Source organism: Haliea sp. (assembly GCF_040221975.1).
Lineage (GTDB): Bacteria > Pseudomonadota > Gammaproteobacteria > Pseudomonadales > Halieaceae > Haliea.
Genome location: NZ_JAVJWR010000033.1, coordinates 523956 through 538642, shown reverse-complemented (window position 1 = coordinate 538642; position 14687 = coordinate 523956). Strand labels below are relative to the sequence as shown.

The 14687-nt window shown below is 64.4% G+C and carries 13 protein-coding genes; 3 read left to right on the top strand and 10 right to left on the bottom strand.

Annotation, left to right across the window (positions count from 1 at the left end):
- Position 1 precedes the first annotated feature (1 nt).
- Genes RLO07_RS17465 through RLO07_RS17450 form a run of 4 tightly spaced genes read right to left on the bottom strand, consistent with a single transcriptional unit; the run spans position 2 to position 3784 of the window.
- The gene (locus RLO07_RS17465; protein WP_462293418.1) at positions 2 to 571 is read right to left on the bottom strand and encodes a Zn-ribbon domain-containing OB-fold protein; all 570 of its coding nucleotides are present in this window, start codon (positions 569 to 571) and stop codon (positions 2 to 4) included.
- The gene (locus tag RLO07_RS17460; RefSeq protein ID WP_462293417.1) at positions 568 to 1752 is read right to left on the bottom strand and encodes a thiolase family protein; all 1185 of its coding nucleotides are present in this window, start codon (positions 1750 to 1752) and stop codon (positions 568 to 570) included. Before RLO07_RS17460 ends, RLO07_RS17465 begins: the two co-directional genes overlap by 4 nt.
- Positions 1749 to 3371, bottom strand: a complete 1623-nt coding sequence (locus RLO07_RS17455) for an AMP-binding protein (protein WP_462293416.1) — start codon at positions 3369 to 3371, stop codon at positions 1749 to 1751. Before RLO07_RS17455 ends, RLO07_RS17460 begins: the two co-directional genes overlap by 4 nt.
- Positions 3372 to 3391: 20 nt before the next feature.
- The gene (locus tag RLO07_RS17450) at positions 3392 to 3784 is read right to left on the bottom strand and encodes a RidA family protein (protein ID WP_462293415.1); all 393 of its coding nucleotides are present in this window, start codon (positions 3782 to 3784) and stop codon (positions 3392 to 3394) included.
- Between the two features lie 119 nt (positions 3785 to 3903).
- Here RLO07_RS17450 and RLO07_RS17445 point away from each other — a divergent pair, with 119 nt between their 5' ends.
- From RLO07_RS17445 to RLO07_RS17435, 3 genes are read left to right on the top strand one after another with little or no spacing between them, the layout of a single operon-like run.
- Positions 3904 to 4695 (top strand): cyclase family protein, encoded by a 792-nt coding sequence (locus tag RLO07_RS17445; RefSeq protein ID WP_462293414.1) that lies wholly within the window; start codon positions 3904 to 3906, stop codon positions 4693 to 4695.
- A 7-nt stretch (positions 4696 to 4702) separates the two neighbouring features.
- Positions 4703 to 6889: a thiamine pyrophosphate-dependent enzyme gene (locus RLO07_RS17440; protein WP_462293413.1), complete on the top strand. Its 2187-nt coding sequence runs from the start codon at positions 4703 to 4705 to the stop codon at positions 6887 to 6889.
- Positions 6886 to 8385 (top strand): indolepyruvate oxidoreductase subunit beta family protein, encoded by a 1500-nt coding sequence (locus tag RLO07_RS17435; RefSeq protein WP_462293412.1) that lies wholly within the window; start codon positions 6886 to 6888, stop codon positions 8383 to 8385. The genes RLO07_RS17440 and RLO07_RS17435 overlap by 4 nt, the downstream gene beginning before the upstream one ends.
- 6 nt (positions 8386 to 8391) lie before the next feature.
- Here the strand turns inward: RLO07_RS17435 and RLO07_RS17430 are convergent, their stop codons facing one another.
- From RLO07_RS17430 to RLO07_RS17405, 6 genes are all read right to left on the bottom strand, one after another.
- Positions 8392 to 8889: an FAS1-like dehydratase domain-containing protein gene (locus RLO07_RS17430; RefSeq protein WP_462293411.1), complete on the bottom strand. Its 498-nt coding sequence runs from the start codon at positions 8887 to 8889 to the stop codon at positions 8392 to 8394.
- Positions 8879 to 9340: a MaoC/PaaZ C-terminal domain-containing protein gene (locus tag RLO07_RS17425; protein ID WP_462293410.1), complete on the bottom strand. Its 462-nt coding sequence runs from the start codon at positions 9338 to 9340 to the stop codon at positions 8879 to 8881. The genes RLO07_RS17430 and RLO07_RS17425 overlap by 11 nt, the downstream gene beginning before the upstream one ends.
- Before the next feature lie 117 nt (positions 9341 to 9457).
- Positions 9458 to 10636, bottom strand: coding sequence for an acyl-CoA dehydrogenase family protein (locus RLO07_RS17420; protein ID WP_462293409.1), 1179 nt, complete (start codon positions 10634 to 10636; stop codon positions 9458 to 9460).
- Between the two features lie 11 nt (positions 10637 to 10647).
- Positions 10648 to 11460, bottom strand: coding sequence for an enoyl-CoA hydratase family protein (locus RLO07_RS17415; RefSeq protein WP_462293408.1), 813 nt, complete (start codon positions 11458 to 11460; stop codon positions 10648 to 10650).
- Between the two features lie 34 nt (positions 11461 to 11494).
- On the bottom strand, positions 11495 to 12247 hold the full coding sequence (locus RLO07_RS17410) for an SDR family NAD(P)-dependent oxidoreductase (RefSeq protein WP_462293407.1): 753 nt from the start codon (positions 12245 to 12247) through the stop codon (positions 11495 to 11497).
- Positions 12244 to 14517: a bifunctional salicylyl-CoA 5-hydroxylase/oxidoreductase gene (locus tag RLO07_RS17405; RefSeq protein ID WP_462293406.1), complete on the bottom strand. Its 2274-nt coding sequence runs from the start codon at positions 14515 to 14517 to the stop codon at positions 12244 to 12246. Before RLO07_RS17405 ends, RLO07_RS17410 begins: the two co-directional genes overlap by 4 nt.
- Between the last annotated feature and the right edge of the window lie 170 nt (positions 14518 to 14687).

The following is a 14687-nucleotide window of genomic DNA, read 5'->3' as shown; positions in this document are numbered from 1 at the left end:
GTCAGATGCCCTCGGGGTTGATGGCGGGTTCGAGCAGGCCGAGCCCGGCGGCGATCGCCTGCCGCTGGCTGCGGCTGGCGATGGGCGTAGCGGCAGCCACCGCGATCATGACCGCATTGAGCGAACAGTCGGTGTGGGTGAAGACCTGCACCGGGGTATCCGCGGCCAGGGTCGCTGGCGTGTCGGCAGCAAAGGTTTCGAGTGCCAGATGGGCAAACACGATAGCCCCGCAATCCAGGCGCACGCTGGCCACGGGCCAGGGTTTTTCCACCAGGCGCCGCTTGAAGTATTCCCACAGGCTGTGATGCAGCTCGATCCTGCTGACCAGGCGACCGCTGCCGGGCGTGGGACGCCACACCAGGGCGTCGCCGAGACACCGCTGGCACAGTTCCCGGGACGGATACTGCACGCTGCCACAGTCGCGACAGTGCTGCAGGGCCAGTGCCACCGGCAGGTTGGCGGCATTGAAATCAGTGCCCAGCGGCGTGCGTTGCTTGGGCGGGCGTGCCAGCTTGCGCAGCGAGGGCCGGTTCAGCTTCAGCCGGCTCCGCATGGTGGGCGTGGTACTCATCGCTCACTCCTTGCCAGGATGGCGGCGGCGGAGCACAGCCCGCGGTCGTAGTTGATCATGCCGAAACCGCTGACCATGGCGTGGCGCGCCTGTGCCACCTGATTGGCTCCTGCGCTACCGGTCAGCTGGCGCAGGCTCTCCACTACGCCGAGGTAACCCGCGGCGGCGCCTGCCTGGCCCACGGAGAGCTGGCCCCCCGAAGTATTGTGCGGCAGCTTGCGGGCTTGCGGGCCGCTGCCATCGAAGCGCAGGTCCGTATCCCGGACCCAGCCCGGCGCCTCGCCCTTGACACAGAAGCCGAGGTCTTCCATCTGCAACATGCTGATCACCGGGTAGTCGTCGTAGGTCTGCAGCATGTCGACCTCCTCCGGCCCGAAGCCCGCCCGGTTCCAGAGCCGCTCGGCATATTCGGTCCAGCCACCGCGCAGCTGGATGTCGTCATCCCGATGAGCGTTGTGGAGCTCATCGGCTGCCAGAATCCGGCACCAATCCAGTCCCAGGGACCGGGCCCGTTCCTCGGACATCATCAGGAAACCCTCGCCTCCGGCGCAGGGCATGACACAGTCCAGCAGATGCAGGGGCGCGGCGATGGGGCGCGCCGCCAGGTACTGTTCCAGGGTCAGGGTCTTGTGGCCCAGCAGGGCGTCGGGGTAGTGATTGGCGTTGTAGCGCTGGGCTACCGAGATGGCACCGAAATCCTCGCGGCGGGCACCGAAGTCATCCATGTAGCGCCGGGTGATCATGGCAAAGGCGGCGTTGGGGCCGCCGCCGCCGTAGGGAAAGGAGGCGTCGATGGTAAAATTGCTGAAGTTGGCGGCGGTGGCCTCGAAAGAGCGGTGGGCGGCACCGTCGCCACCGATGCAGGCGATGATCTCGGCGTCGCCGGCCTGGATGGCGCGGGCGGCGCGGCGCAGGGCGAGGATGCCGGAGGCGCCGCCGTAGGGCATTTGCTCGATCCAGCGCGGGCTCAGCTGGAAGTGTTGGGTCAGGGTGATGGCGGAGTCGGCACCCAGGGAAAAGCTCGATACCGCCAGGCCGTCAATATCATCCGGGCCCAGGCCTGACGCCGCCAGCATCCGGCGCAGCGTACTGCCAATGAACCAGGTCGCCCCGCGCGGACTCTGCCGTGCATAGCCGAAGCTGACTGGTGTAGTCAGCGCAACGCCGGCATAGTCTTTCATGAAGCCCCCCGGCGTTTCTTCAGTGCACAGGTATCCACGCAGTCGCCCGCGGCCACTCGTTCCCTTGCCAGGGTCTTGATCTCGCCCCGGCGCGGCTTGTTGGAGGCGGTGACCGGCAGCTCGTCGCAGAACAGCACATAGCCGGGTGCCTTGTAGTAAGCCAGCTGCTCAAGGCAGTGGCGCACGATGTCCGCGGCCAGGGTTGCCCTGTCTGCCGCCGGTGCACTCGCGATAACGGCCGCGGCGACCTCGTCGCCACGCAGTTCATCGGGCACTGCGGTCACCACCACCTGGCTGATGGCCGGGTGCGACAGCAGGGCCGCTTCGACTTCCAGCGCCGAGATGTTTTCCCCGGAGCGGCGGATCACGTTCTTGCGTCGGTCAACGAAAAACAGGCTGCCATCGGGGCCCTCCCGTACCACATCGCCGGTATTGAGCCAGCCATCCTGCCAGATCTCAGCGGTGGCTTCAGGATTTTTCAGGTAGCCGGAGAAGAAGCCCCGGCGCGGATCAGGACCCGCGGCCCGCACCCGCAGCTCCCCTGGTTCGCCGGTCGGCACGGGACGCCTGTTCTCGTCCACCAGCTGGTATTCCAGGCCGTCTGGCGCCCTGCCAAAGCAGCAGCTGCCGACATGGCGCGGCTCATGGTTGGCAATGATGCTGCCGCCGACGCCCGATTCCGTCATCGCCCAGGCTTCCAGCAAGGGGAAGCCGAAACGCTCCTCGAACACGGCGTGGTGGCGCGGATTGACGCCGGCACCGAATCCGAACCGGATCTGGTCGCCGCAGTTGTCGTCCGCAGCCGGCGGCAGCTCCAGCAGTATGGCGGGCAGTACCCCGAGATAGTGGACGATGGTGGCGCGGCTCTCGCGCACGGTCTGCCACCACTCCCGCGGGTGGAAGCGATCCAGCTGCACGATGCAGCCCGCGCTCATGATCATCCCCATGCTCGACACTGCCATGGCGTTCATGTGGGTTAGGGGGAGGGGTGTCAGCAGGCGCTCCTGGCCCTGGCGCAACGCAGCCAGACCATCGAGGGCGTTGTACCACTCGCCGGCATAGAGGAAGTAGCTGTTGTCGAGAATGCAGGCCTTGGGCTTGCCGGTGCTGCCCGAGGTATACAGCAGGGCGCACTCCACGTCAGCGGGTGGGGCGCCAGCGGCCGTGGCGCCGGTAACCGCGGCAAGCGCCTCGGTACGGTGGCAATCACCAACGGGGATGGGTGCTTCCAGGTTCGCGCACAGCGTTGCCAGCCGCGGCAGCAGATCCGGCAGGGCCACCAGCAGGGAGGCTTCGCCGTGGCTCAGGAAGTAACCGATTTCATCGTCCTGCATGTCCCTGCTCACTGGAATCACGCTGCAGCCGAGACTGTTGAGTGCCAGCCAGTGGAGGAAGAATTCGGCCCGGTTGTCCAGCATCAGCGCGACCCGCAGCGGATAGCCATAGCCGGCCTTGCGGTAATGCGCCGCGAGCCTCTCTATTGCATCCAGTGCCTGCCGGTAACTGAGGTCCACGGGCGCGTCGGCATAGGCCCTGGATGCCTGCAGCGGGATGTGCAGGAAAGGATTGTCACCTGCCCTCGCGGCAGTGTCCGCAAACACCTGGTAGACGCTGTTCACACGCTGTTCCTGTCCCTGGTTCACTTGACTGCTGTCACCTCGATTTCTACCATGGCTTCGTCTTCAATCAGCGCCGACACCTCGACCACGCTCATCGCCGGGAAGTGCTTGCCAATCACCTCCCGGTACACCGGGCCGAGTTCGGCGAGGCGGCTGACATAGGCCTGCTTGTCGGTGATGAACCAGGTCATCCGGGTGATGTGCTCGGGACCGGCGCCGGCGGATTCCAGCACCGCACAGATATTCAGCAAGGTCTGCTTCACCTGGCCAATGAAATCATGGGTTTCGAACACGCACTGCGCATTCCAGCCGATCTGGCCGCCCACGTAGATAGTCTCCGTGCCCTTGGCGAGTATGCCATTGGCATAGCCTCGGGGTCTTGGCCAGCCCTCGGGCAGTAGAGTAGTGTTCATATCCTGTGCTCCATAATATTTTCCGCGTTGCGCTGGATTATATTTTAAGCCTAAAATATAATCCAGCATCAAGCGCAAGTATCTTTTTTGTCCGGGTGGAACCAACAGGGAGAAGACACATGACCACAGACCTGCTCAAGGATCTGGCATCGGCACTGCTCACCGGAGGTGTCAGGATCGTGGACCTTACCGCGACACTGTCACCGGAAACGCCTACCCTGCCATTGCCCACCGAGTTCGGCTGGGGCGAGTCCTGGCCCTTCAGTATGGAGACCATCTCCCGCTACGATGAAAAGGGGCCGGCCTGGTACTGGAACAACCTGCGCTGCGGCGAGCACACCGGCACCCACTTTGACGCACCCATTCACTGGGTGACGGGCAAGGACCACGAGAACCACGCCACCGATACCCTGCCGCCCGAGCGTTTCGTCGCCCCCGCAGTGGTGATTGACGCGGTTGCGGAGGCGGAGGCGAACCCGGATTTTCTGATGACCGTGGACTTTATTCGCGACTGGGAATCACGTCACGGCGAGATCCCGGCCGGTGCCTGGGTTCTCTATCGCACTGACTGGTCGAAGAAGGTGGGCACCGATGCCTATCTCAACCAGCACGGGGACGGTTGTCACACGCCGGGCTGGGATCCGGCGACGGTGGCATTTCTCGCGGAAGAGCGCGATGTTATCGGCGTCGGGGTAGAGACCGTGGGCACCGACTGTGGCCAGGCCTCGGCGCAGGAGCCCATCTTCCCCTGCCACAATCTCATGCATGGGGCCAACAAGTGTGGTCTGGCGAGCCTGTGCAATCTCGACCTGCTACCTGCCACTGGAGCCATCCTGATCGCCGCGCCCCTGAAGATCCGTGAAGGATCTGGCAGTCCGGTGAGGGTGCTGGCTCTGGTTCCCGGGAGCTGATCGCGCAATGGCCGAACGTTCGTTTGCCGAAGAAGTCCTGAAGCTGCGCGCCGGTGACGGTGATGTGTTTCGCGGCGAGGGTATCCTCGCCATTACCAAGGCGCTGCTGCAATCCGGTGTCTCCTATGTCGGCGGCTACCAGGGCTCGCCGATTTCCCACCTGATGGATGTGCTCAACGACGCCCGCGAGATCCTGGGCGAACTGGGCGTTCACTTCGAGGCCAGTGGCAGCGAGGCCACGGCCGCGGCCATGCTCAGTGCCTCGGTCAACTACCCGCTGCGCGGCGCCGTGACCTGGAAGTCCACGGTGGGCACCAACGTGGCCTCCGATGCCCTGTCCAACCTGGCCTCCTCGGGTGTTGTCGGCGGCGCCATGGTGATCGTCGGCGAGGACTACGGCGAAGGTTCCAGCATCATGCAGGAACGCACCTATGCCTTTGCGATGAAGGCGCAGATGTGGCTGCTGGACCCGAGGCCCAACCTGCCCAGCATCGTCGACATGGTGGAGCACGGCTTTGGCCTGTCCGAAGCCAGCAATACGCCGATTTTCTACATGATGCGGATCCGCGGCTGCCACGTGACCGGGGAGTTTGTCGCCCGTGACAATGTCGCGCCCGGGTTCAGTGATCGCAATCCGGTGGAACCGAGGCGGGAGCCGGAAAAGATCATTCTGCCGCCACACGTCTACGCCCAGGAGCGGGAGAAGATCAATCTGCGCCTGCCCGCGGCGCTGGATTACATCCGAGAACACAAACTCAATGAAGTCTTTCCCGGCAGGCACCAGCAGGTCGGGATTATCCTCCAGGGCGGCACCTACAACACGGTTATTCGCGCGCTCCAGCGCCAGGGTCTCGCGGACCCGTTTGGCAACACCGACATTCCGCTCTATGTCATGAATGTGGCCTACCCGCTGGTCCCGGACGAACTGGTCGAATTCTGTCGTGACAAGGATCAGGTGCTGGTGCTGGAGGAAGGACAGCCGGAGTATGTGGAGCAGGGTATCCACACGGTATTGCGGCGGGCGGAAATCGATACCCGGATTTGCGGCAAGGGCATCATGCCCATGGCCGGCGAATACACGGGCCAGGTCACCCTGGAGGGGATTACCCGTTTTCTCGAACAGGCAGCACCTGCCATCCCCCTGGCCCTGTCCGCAACCGAAGTCGAAGCCCTGCGCAACCCACTGACCGAGGAAGACCAGCAGGCACTGCTGGCGAATGTGCCGCCGCGACCGTCGGGTCTGTGCACCGGCTGTCCCGAGCGGCCACTGTTTTCCGCGATCAAACAGGTGCAGAAGGAACTCGGCCCGTTCCACATCAGCTCCGACATCGGTTGTCATTCCTTCGCCACCCTGGCGCCCTTCAACCTGGGCAACACCATCATGGGCTACGGCCTGTCACTGGCGAGTTCCTCCGGTATTCGCCACAGCCTGCCGCACAAGTCCATCAGCATCATGGGCGACGGCGGTTTCTGGCACAACGGCCTCACCAGCGGGGTGACCAGCGCGGTCTTCAACAAGCACGACGGTATCCTGGTGATTGTCGACAACGGCTACTCCGCTGCCACTGGTGGTCAGGACATACCCTCCATGGTGGAGCCGAACCAGATCATTGCCACCACTCTGGACGCCGCTTCCGCCAGCCGCACCGATGCCCAGTCCATCGAGGCGGCCTGCCGCGGCGCGGGAGTGCGCTGGTTGCGCACGGTCAGCACCTACAGCGTCGATACCATGATGGGCACACTGCGCGAAGCGCTGACCACCCGGGAACCAGGCCTGAAGGTGATTGTGGCGGAAGGCGAGTGCATGCTGAACCGGCAGCGGCGCATCAAGCCGCTGATGAAGCAGTCCATCAACGATGGCAAGCGCACGTTGCGAGCGCGCTTTGTGGTCGACAGTGACACCTGTACCGGCGACCATGCCTGTATTCGCATTTCCGGCTGCCCTTCACTCACTATCAAGCCCAATCCCGACCCCCTGCGCAGGGATCCGGTGACTTATGTGGACAACAGTTGTGTCGGCTGTGGCGTCTGTGGCAGCAATGCCCACGCCGCGATCCTGTGTCCGTCCTTTGCCCGCGTCGACCTGGTCTACAATCCCGGCCGGCTGGAAAGAACAGCAGCCAGAGTGCGCCGCACGGTTATCGGCTGGCTGCAGGCCCGCACCGCCCGCCGGCAACTGGAGACCGCGCTGTGACCAATACCTCCGGAACCATCAACATGATTCTCGCCGCGCTCGGGGGCGAGGGCGGCGGGGTGCTGACCAACTGGGTCATCGACGTGGCCGACCGCGAGGGCTGGCTCTGTCAGTCGACCTCGCTGGCGGGCGTAGCGCAACGTACCGGCGCCACCATCTACTATCTGGAACTGTTCCCCCGGGATGCCCTGCCGGGTGATGCCCTGCCGGTGATGTCGCTGTTTCCCGCCCAGGGCGATATCGATATCGCCATCGCCTCGGAAATTGCCGAGGCCGGGCGCATGGTGCAACGCGGTTTCGTCACGCCCGGACGCACCACCCTGATTGCTTCCGACCACAGGGTCTACGGCATAACTGAAAAGGAGCATCTCGGTGACGGCATCGTCGATGCCAGCGTGCTGCAGGCCGTGGCCGGCCAGTACGCCCGGGATTACATCCATTACGACATGCTGGCCCTGGCCAATGCCCACGGCACCGTCATTTCCTCAGTGCTGCTCGGCGCCCTGGCCGGCGCCGGTGTGCTGCCCTTTGCCAAGGACAGTTACCGCGCTGTCATCAGCGCCACCGGCAAGGCGGTAGCGAGCAATCTGGCTGCCTTCGAGGCCAGCTACGAGCGCGCCCGGTCGCGGGGCGTGGAACAGTTCCAGCCACCGCCAGCGACGGCGCTCGCACCGGACAGGTTCGAGCTGCCCGCGGCGACTAACGCCAGGGGTGAGGCCCTGTTGCAACGGCTGCGGGCGTTTCCGGCGGCCTGCCACGAAATCCTCTACCTGGGATTGCAGAAGCTGGTGGACTACCAGGACTACGCCTATGCCCACCAGTACCTGGACGAGCTCGAAACAGTGCTGGCACTGGATGCCGGCGATGACGATCACGCCCTGGTGCGGGAGTGCGGTCGCTACCTGGCCCTGTGGATGTGCTACGAGGACATTCCGCGGGTGGCGCAGCTCAAGACCCGGTCCGAACGCATGGCGAAGATCAGGACGGAGGTTCAGGCAGAGCCGGATCAGTTGCTCGCGGTCACCGAATTCTTCCGTCCCCGGGTGGAGGAAATGTGCGCGCTGATGCCAAGGGCGCTGGGGCAGCGGGTACAGGCTTCGCCGGGTTGCCGGCGGGTACTGGGCTGGTTCACCGGCGGCAAGCGCCTGCGCACCGACACCATCCCGGTTTTTCTGTTGCTGCGCACGCTGGCAGGGCTGCGTCGCTGGCGCCGGTCGACCCTGGGCTACAGCCACGAGCACACACTGATCCAGAGCTGGTTGCAGGCGGTGCGAAGTGCCGCCGGCAGCGACCGGGTCCTGGCGCTGGAGCTGGTGGAATGTGGCCGCCTGGTGAAGGGCTACGGTGATACCCGGGCACGAACCACTGCGCAAATGCAGGCTATACTGGCCCATGCGGCAGGTGACACAGTGTCTGCGGACAGTATCGCGGCCCTGCGCGAAGCGGCCCTGGCGGACGACGAGGGCCGGGCCTTTACCCGGGCACTGGCCGCTTAGGCGCGATTACTTCAGGCTTTCCGGGTTGCGCTCCGCGAGAATGTCGATGGTGAAGCGCATCACCCGCTCATTGTACTGGTTGAACGCTTCGTTGCGGCTCTTGATGATGCCCCAGCGGTCGCGGATCACGCGGTCGGGCTTGTCAATGACCTCGTAGGTATAGGTAATCGTGTGCCCCGGCCGCACTGGCAGGAACCACTCCAGGTCCTGCAGGCCCATGCCGGCTCCGTTGCGTCTTCCATCCTGCACGCCGCGGGCAAAGCTCTCCATGTAGCCGACCATCATCTTCATCCACATGGCGGTGAGCTGCCAGCCGGGAGCGACCAGGCCCCGATAGGGCGTATCCAGTGCCGCCACCGGGTCGGTGTGGTAGGCCTCGGGGCTGTATTTGCGCCCGAATTCGATGATTTCCAGTTCGCTGAAGGTGTGCGAGCCAAAGACGTGGAATTCGCCCAGGGGAATGTCCTCGAACCAGCGGCTGCGAATATAGGGTCTATTTTGCATTGGCGGGCTCCTCCATGGCGACCAGCAGGCGGGTGCTGAGCTCGATCACGGGTTTGCCGTGCTGGTTCACTACCACCACATCCAGATCCACGCTGCCGGCGCCGCCGAGCCGGGATGTCGCCTCGCGGCCAGTGACCGTGACCCGGGCTGAAAGTGCATCGTCGACGAATACCGGCATTTTCCAGCGCATCGCGGGCACGGCAGTGACGCCCTGCACCGGTACCGCCTGTCGGTGCAGGGCATCGGTCAACAGTCGCATCATCAGTGCGGCTACCTGCCAGCCACTGGCGCACAGCCCGCCAAAAATGGAATCGGCGGCGGCCTCGCTGTCAAGATGGTAAGGCTGCGGATCGAATTCGGCAGCGAACTCCAGGATATCCTGCCTGCCCAGGCTGAGCTGCCCGGTCTCGAACTGCTCGCCGGGCTGGATGTCCTGCCAGTATCGGGTCATGTGGTCGGCTTCCTGTGCGACTGCGGGAACGGGCCCCGCGAGGCGGCAGCGCAGGATCCGGCGGCGCTACCTTAAACCATCCCGGTAGCGGTCGTCCACGTTCGCCGTGACCGCGGTTCAGGCATCCGCAAACGCGGCCAGGGCCTGGCGCGCGATGATGGTCTGCTGGACCTCGGAGGCACCCTCGTAGATGCGCAGGGCGCGAATGTCCCGATACAGCGACTCGACGATGTTGCCCCTGGTCACCCCCTTGCCGCCGTGCAGCTGTACCGCGGCATCGATGACCAGCTGGGCCGACTCGGTGGCGTGCAGCTTGGCCATGGCCGCTTCCCGGGTAACCCGGTCGGCGACGCAGTCCTTGGTCCAGGCCGAGCGGTAGACCAGCAGGGCGCTGCTGTCGATGGCCAGGGCCATGTCCGACAGCTTGCCCTGCACCAGCTGCAGCTCGCTCAGCGTGCCGCCAAACAGCTTGCGGGTGGTGACATGGGCCAGGGTTTCATCCATCGCCCGGCGGGCCATGCCCAGGGCAGCGGCAGCCACCGTGGAGCGGAATACGTCCAGGGTTGCCATGGCAATACCGAAGCCGCGGCCGGGCTCGCCGACCCGGTTCTCGGCGGGCACCCGGCAGTCGTTGAAGCGCAGGGTGGCGAGGGGATGGGGGGCGACCAGGTCAATCCGTTCCACCACTTCGAAGCCGGGAGTATCCGCCGGGACCACGAAGCAGCTGATGCCCTTCGCGCCCGGGGCTTCGCCAGTGCGGGCAAACACTGTATAGAAATCGGCGATACCGCCGTTCGAGATCCAGGTTTTTTCGCCGTTGAGTACATAGCCGTCGCCGTCCTCGCGCGCGCTACAGCTCATGGCGGCGACATCGGAGCCGGCCTCCGCCTCGGACAGCGCGAAAGCCGCCAGGGCCTGGCCGGCCGCTACCGGCTGCAGGAAGCGCTGCTGCTGGGCCGGGGTACCAAACAGGGATATCGGGCCGCTGCCGAGCCCCTGCATGGCGAAGGCGAAGTCCGCCAGGGCGTGGTGGCGGCCGAGGGTCTCGCGGATCAGGCAGAGGCTGCGAACATCGAGTTTTTCCAGCTTGCCGCCGCCGCTGGCAGGCACCGCGTAGCGGGTGAAACCTGCTTCACCCAGGCCTCGTACCAGGCCAATACAGGTCCCGTCGAGATCCTCGTGCTCCCGCGCCACCAGCGCGGGGATATGGGCGCTGGCCCAGACGTCAATCTCTTCTGCCAGTGCACGGTGCACCGGTTCCAGGAAAGGCCACTGCAGGTAGCTGCTGTCACTCATGATGAAACTCCTCAGTTGCCCTCGAACACCGGGCTCTTTTTATCGACGAAGGCGTTGTAGGCGCGGACGAAATCGCCGGTCTGCATGCACAGGGCCTGGGCCTGGGCTTCCGCCTCGATGGCCTGGTCTACGGACATGTTCCACTCCTGCTGCAGCTGCGTTTTGGTAATGCCATTGGCGAAGGTCGGGCCGCGGGTAATCGCCTGGGCCATGGTCATGGCCGCGGCGTAAGGGTCGTCGCTGACACTGTTGAAAAAGCCCCAGCGCTCGCCCTCGTCGGCTTTCAGGGAACGCCCGGAGTAGAGCAGTTCACTGGCCCGGCCCTGGCCGATGATGCGCGGCAGAATGGCACAGGCACCCATGTCGCAGCCGGCGAGACCGACCCGGTTGAACAGAAAGGCCACCTTGGCATCCGCGGCGGCATAGCGCAGGTCGCTGCTCATGGCGATGATGGCACCGGCGCCGGCACAGATACCCTCGACGGCGCTGATGACCGGCTGCCGGCAGGCGCGCATCGCCTTGACCAGGTCCCCGGTCATGCGGGTAAAGGCCAGCAGCTGCTGCATGTTCATCTTGGTCAGCGGGCCAATGATTTCGTGGACATCGCCCCCGGAACAGAAGTTGCCACCGGCGCCGCGGATCACCACCGCGTGAATGTCTTCGGCGTAGACCAGGCCGCGGAACAGGTCGCGCAGTTCGGCGTAGGAGTCGAAGGTCAGCGGATTCTTGCGCTCCGGCCGGTTCAGGGTAATGGTGGCGACGCCGTCGGTGGCCTCCCACAGGAAGTGAGTGGCGGTGTAGTCAGCGAATTGCGTGGTTTGCATGTCGAGTCCTGTCTGCTTGTTAAATTCTGCGGCCTCAGCCGGTTTCGCCGCCACTGATCGACAGCGCCTGGCCGGTGATCGAGCGTGTGGAGTCGGTGCACAGCCAGAGTACCGTATCGGCGATCTCCTGCGGCTCGATGAGGCGACCCTGGGGATTGGTGTCGGTAAACGTGCGCAGCGCCTCGGTCTCCGTGCGCCCGGTCTTGCCGACAATCCCGGCGACGGCAGTGCGGATGATGTCAGTATCGGTGTAGCCGGGGCAAACGGCATTGACGGTGACGCCTTTCTGCGCCAGTTCCAGCGCCAGGGCGCGGGTCAGGCCCAGCACACCGTGCTTGGCCGCACAGTAGGCGCTGACGTAGGCGTAGCCCTTCAGCGAGGCCGTACTGGCAATATTGATGATCCGTCCCCAGCCGCGGCTGCGCATGTCGCCGACCACCTGGGCACAGCAGTGGTAAACGGCGTTCAGGTTGACGTCGATAACCTGCTGCCATTGCGTGGCGGGCATCTTGTGGAAGGGATTGGTGGGTGCAGCGCCGGCGCAGTTCACCAGGATGTCGATGGGACCCAGGACGTCGGTCGCGGTGCTGAATGCGCTGCTGACCTGCTCCGGGTCGGTGACATCGCAGGTGGCGCAGTGGTGCCGTTCCGGGTAGTCCGCCACGGTCGCCTGCAGGGCCTCCAGGCGGCGGCCCAGCAGGCTGACGCGGTAACCCTGGTCCAGCAGGCTGCGGGCGATGGCGGCACCGATGCCGCTGCCCGCCCCGGTTACCAGGGCATGCTTCACAGCGGGGCCGCCATTTCCTGCGCTCGCTGCAGGTTGGTATGCAGTTGACGAAAGCCGAGGAAATACTGGTGCGGTTCCGATACGCCGATACCGCGATAGCCCAGTTCTGCCGCGGCGCGCAGGGTCCAGTTGGGGTCCGCCAGGTGCGGCCGCGCCAGGCAGACCAGGTCCGCGCGGCCGGCGGCGATGATGCTGTTGACGTGGTCCAGTTCGTAGATGTTGCCCACGGCCATGGTGGCCATGCCGCCCTCATTGCGGATGCGGTCGGAGAGGGGAGTCTGGAACATGCGTCCGGGCAGGGGCTTTGCAGCATGGGAGACCTGGCCGCTGGAGACGTCGATGATGTCCGCGCCGGCATCGCGGAAAGCGCTGGCAATGGCGACCGCGTCGTCCTCGGTGTTGCCGTCTTCTCCCATCCAGTCATGGGCAGAAATGCGCACCGACATGGGTTTGTCGGCGGGCCACGCCTCGCGCATGGCGCGGAACACTTCCAGCGGGTAGCGCAGACGGTTTTCCAGGCTGCCGCCGTACTCGTCCTCGCGCTTGTTGAGGACCGGCGTAATGAACGCGGAAATCAGGTAGCCGTGGGCGGCGTGCAGTTCCAGCATGTCAAAGCCGGCGCGGGCACCGCGGCGGGTGGCCTCGACAAACTGATCCCTGACCTCGTCCATCTGCTGCCGGTTGATGGCCGCGGGCACGGGGCTGTAGCTGTCATAGGGCAGGGCGCTGGCCGAGAGCAGCGGCCACTGCTCTTCCTTCGGCAGCGGTTCGTCGAGGATCGCCGGATCCCACTTCCAGGGCTCCTTGGTGGCGCCCTTGGGGCCGGCGTGGCCCAATTGCAGGGCAAACCTGGCCTGGCTGTGTTGGTGTACAAAGTTCACGATCCGGGTCCAGGCAGCTTCCTGTTCATCATTCCAGATGCCGGCACAGCCGGGGGTGATGCGGCCTTCGGGGGAGACATCGGTCATCTCGGTGTAGACGAGACCGGCACCGCCCTTGGCGAGACTGCCGTAGTGCACCAGATGCCAGTCGTCCGGCAGCCCGTCGACAGCGCTGTACATCGACATGGGCGAGACCACCACACGGTTGATCAGGGACATGTCGCGCAGCTTCCAGGGCAGGAACATCGGCGGAATGGCCTCGTCGCACTGTTCTCCCAGAACCTGGCGGGCGAGGTGCTTCTCCATGCTTTCCAGCCAGGCCTTGTCGCGCAGGCGCAGGTTTTCGTGGCTGACGCGCTGGCTGCGGGTGAGCATGGAGTAGTTGAACTGCATCGGATCCAGCGCACGGGCATAGCGCGGTACGTTTTCAAACCAGACCATGGCATTGCGGGCACTGTTCTGCAGCCGCAGGGCATCGATCTCACGCTCTTCCTGATAGGCGCGCAATGCCGCCGGCACGGGCGCCCCCGAGTTCAGGTGCTGCGCCAGCGAGATGGCGTCTTCCAGCCCCAGCTTGGTGCCGGAGCCAATGGAGAAGTGGGCGGTGTGGGCGGCGTCGCCGATGAGCACGATGCGGTCGTCCTTGACCCAGTTGCGGCAGAGAACGGCGGGGAAGTTGATCCAGGCCGAGCCGCGGATATGGGCGGAGTTGGTGAGCAGTTCGTGGCCATCGAGATAGTCGGCAAAGATCCGCCGGCAGGTTTCCGCGCTCTCCTCGTGGCTCATGTGCTCGAAGCCGAAAGCGTCGTAGACATCGGGATTGCATTCGACAATGAAGGTCGAAGTGTCCTGGTCAAACTGGTAGGCGTGGGCCCAGATCCAGCCGTGCTCGGTTTCTTCGAAGATAAAGGTAAAGGCGTCCCTGAACGTCTGCTTGGTGCCCAGCCAGACAAACTTGTTGCTGCGCACATCAATATTGCAGTCGAAGGTCTCGAGGTCGCTGTTGCGGATTTTCGAGTTGAGACCGTCGGAAGCCACGATCACATCGGCATCGGCGAAGCGGGTGTCGACGTCCTCGGGAGAAAACTCGGTTTCGAAGTGCAACTCCACGCCCAGTTCGTCGCAGCGCTCGTGCAGCATCTGCAGCATGCGCTTGCGCCCCAGGCCGATAAAGCCGTGGCCGTCGGAACGCTGGACCTCACCCTTGAAGTGACAGTCAATCATGTCCCAATGGATGAATTCGTCGACCATGCGCTGGCCGCTGACCGGATCGGTCTGCAGCAGGTTGTCGACGGTCTGGTCGGAGAAAACCACCCCCCAGCCAAAAGTGTCGTCGGGCCGGTTGCGCTCATAGACCGCGACCTCGTGGGACGGATTGTGCAGCTTCATGCAAATTGCCAGATACAGCCCGGATGGGCCACCACCGAGACAGACTATCTTCATACGACTCTCCAACAGGCCCACTGGGGCACGGCGACTGCTCGCCAGATTGATGACAATAGTTTAAGCTTAAAGCGAATCCCCAGTATAGCGCAAACATTTTATGCTTAAAATATATG

Bases quoted from the DNA above. Each gene is read 5' to 3' on its own strand.
- RLO07_RS17465 (WP_462293418.1), bottom strand. From the start codon at position 571: ATGAGTACCACGCCCACCATGCGGAGCCGGCTGAAGCTGAACCGGCCC.
- RLO07_RS17460 (WP_462293417.1), bottom strand. From the start codon at position 1,752: ATGAAAGACTATGCCGGCGTTGCGCTGACTACACCAGTCAGCTTCGGC.
- RLO07_RS17450 (WP_462293415.1), bottom strand. From the start codon at position 3,784: ATGAACACTACTCTACTGCCCGAGGGCTGGCCAAGACCCCGAGGCTAT.
- RLO07_RS17445 (WP_462293414.1), top strand. From the start codon at position 3,904: ATGACCACAGACCTGCTCAAGGATCTGGCATCGGCACTGCTCACCGGA.
- RLO07_RS17440 (WP_462293413.1), top strand. From the start codon at position 4,703: ATGGCCGAACGTTCGTTTGCCGAAGAAGTCCTGAAGCTGCGCGCCGGT.
- RLO07_RS17430 (WP_462293411.1), bottom strand. From the start codon at position 8,889: ATGCAAAATAGACCCTATATTCGCAGCCGCTGGTTCGAGGACATTCCC.
- RLO07_RS17425 (WP_462293410.1), bottom strand. From the start codon at position 9,340: ATGACCCGATACTGGCAGGACATCCAGCCCGGCGAGCAGTTCGAGACC.
- RLO07_RS17420 (WP_462293409.1), bottom strand. From the start codon at position 10,636: ATGAGTGACAGCAGCTACCTGCAGTGGCCTTTCCTGGAACCGGTGCAC.
- RLO07_RS17415 (WP_462293408.1), bottom strand. From the start codon at position 11,460: ATGCAAACCACGCAATTCGCTGACTACACCGCCACTCACTTCCTGTGG.
- RLO07_RS17405 (WP_462293406.1), bottom strand. From the start codon at position 14,517: ATGAAGCTGCACAATCCGTCCCACGAGGTCGCGGTCTATGAGCGCAAC.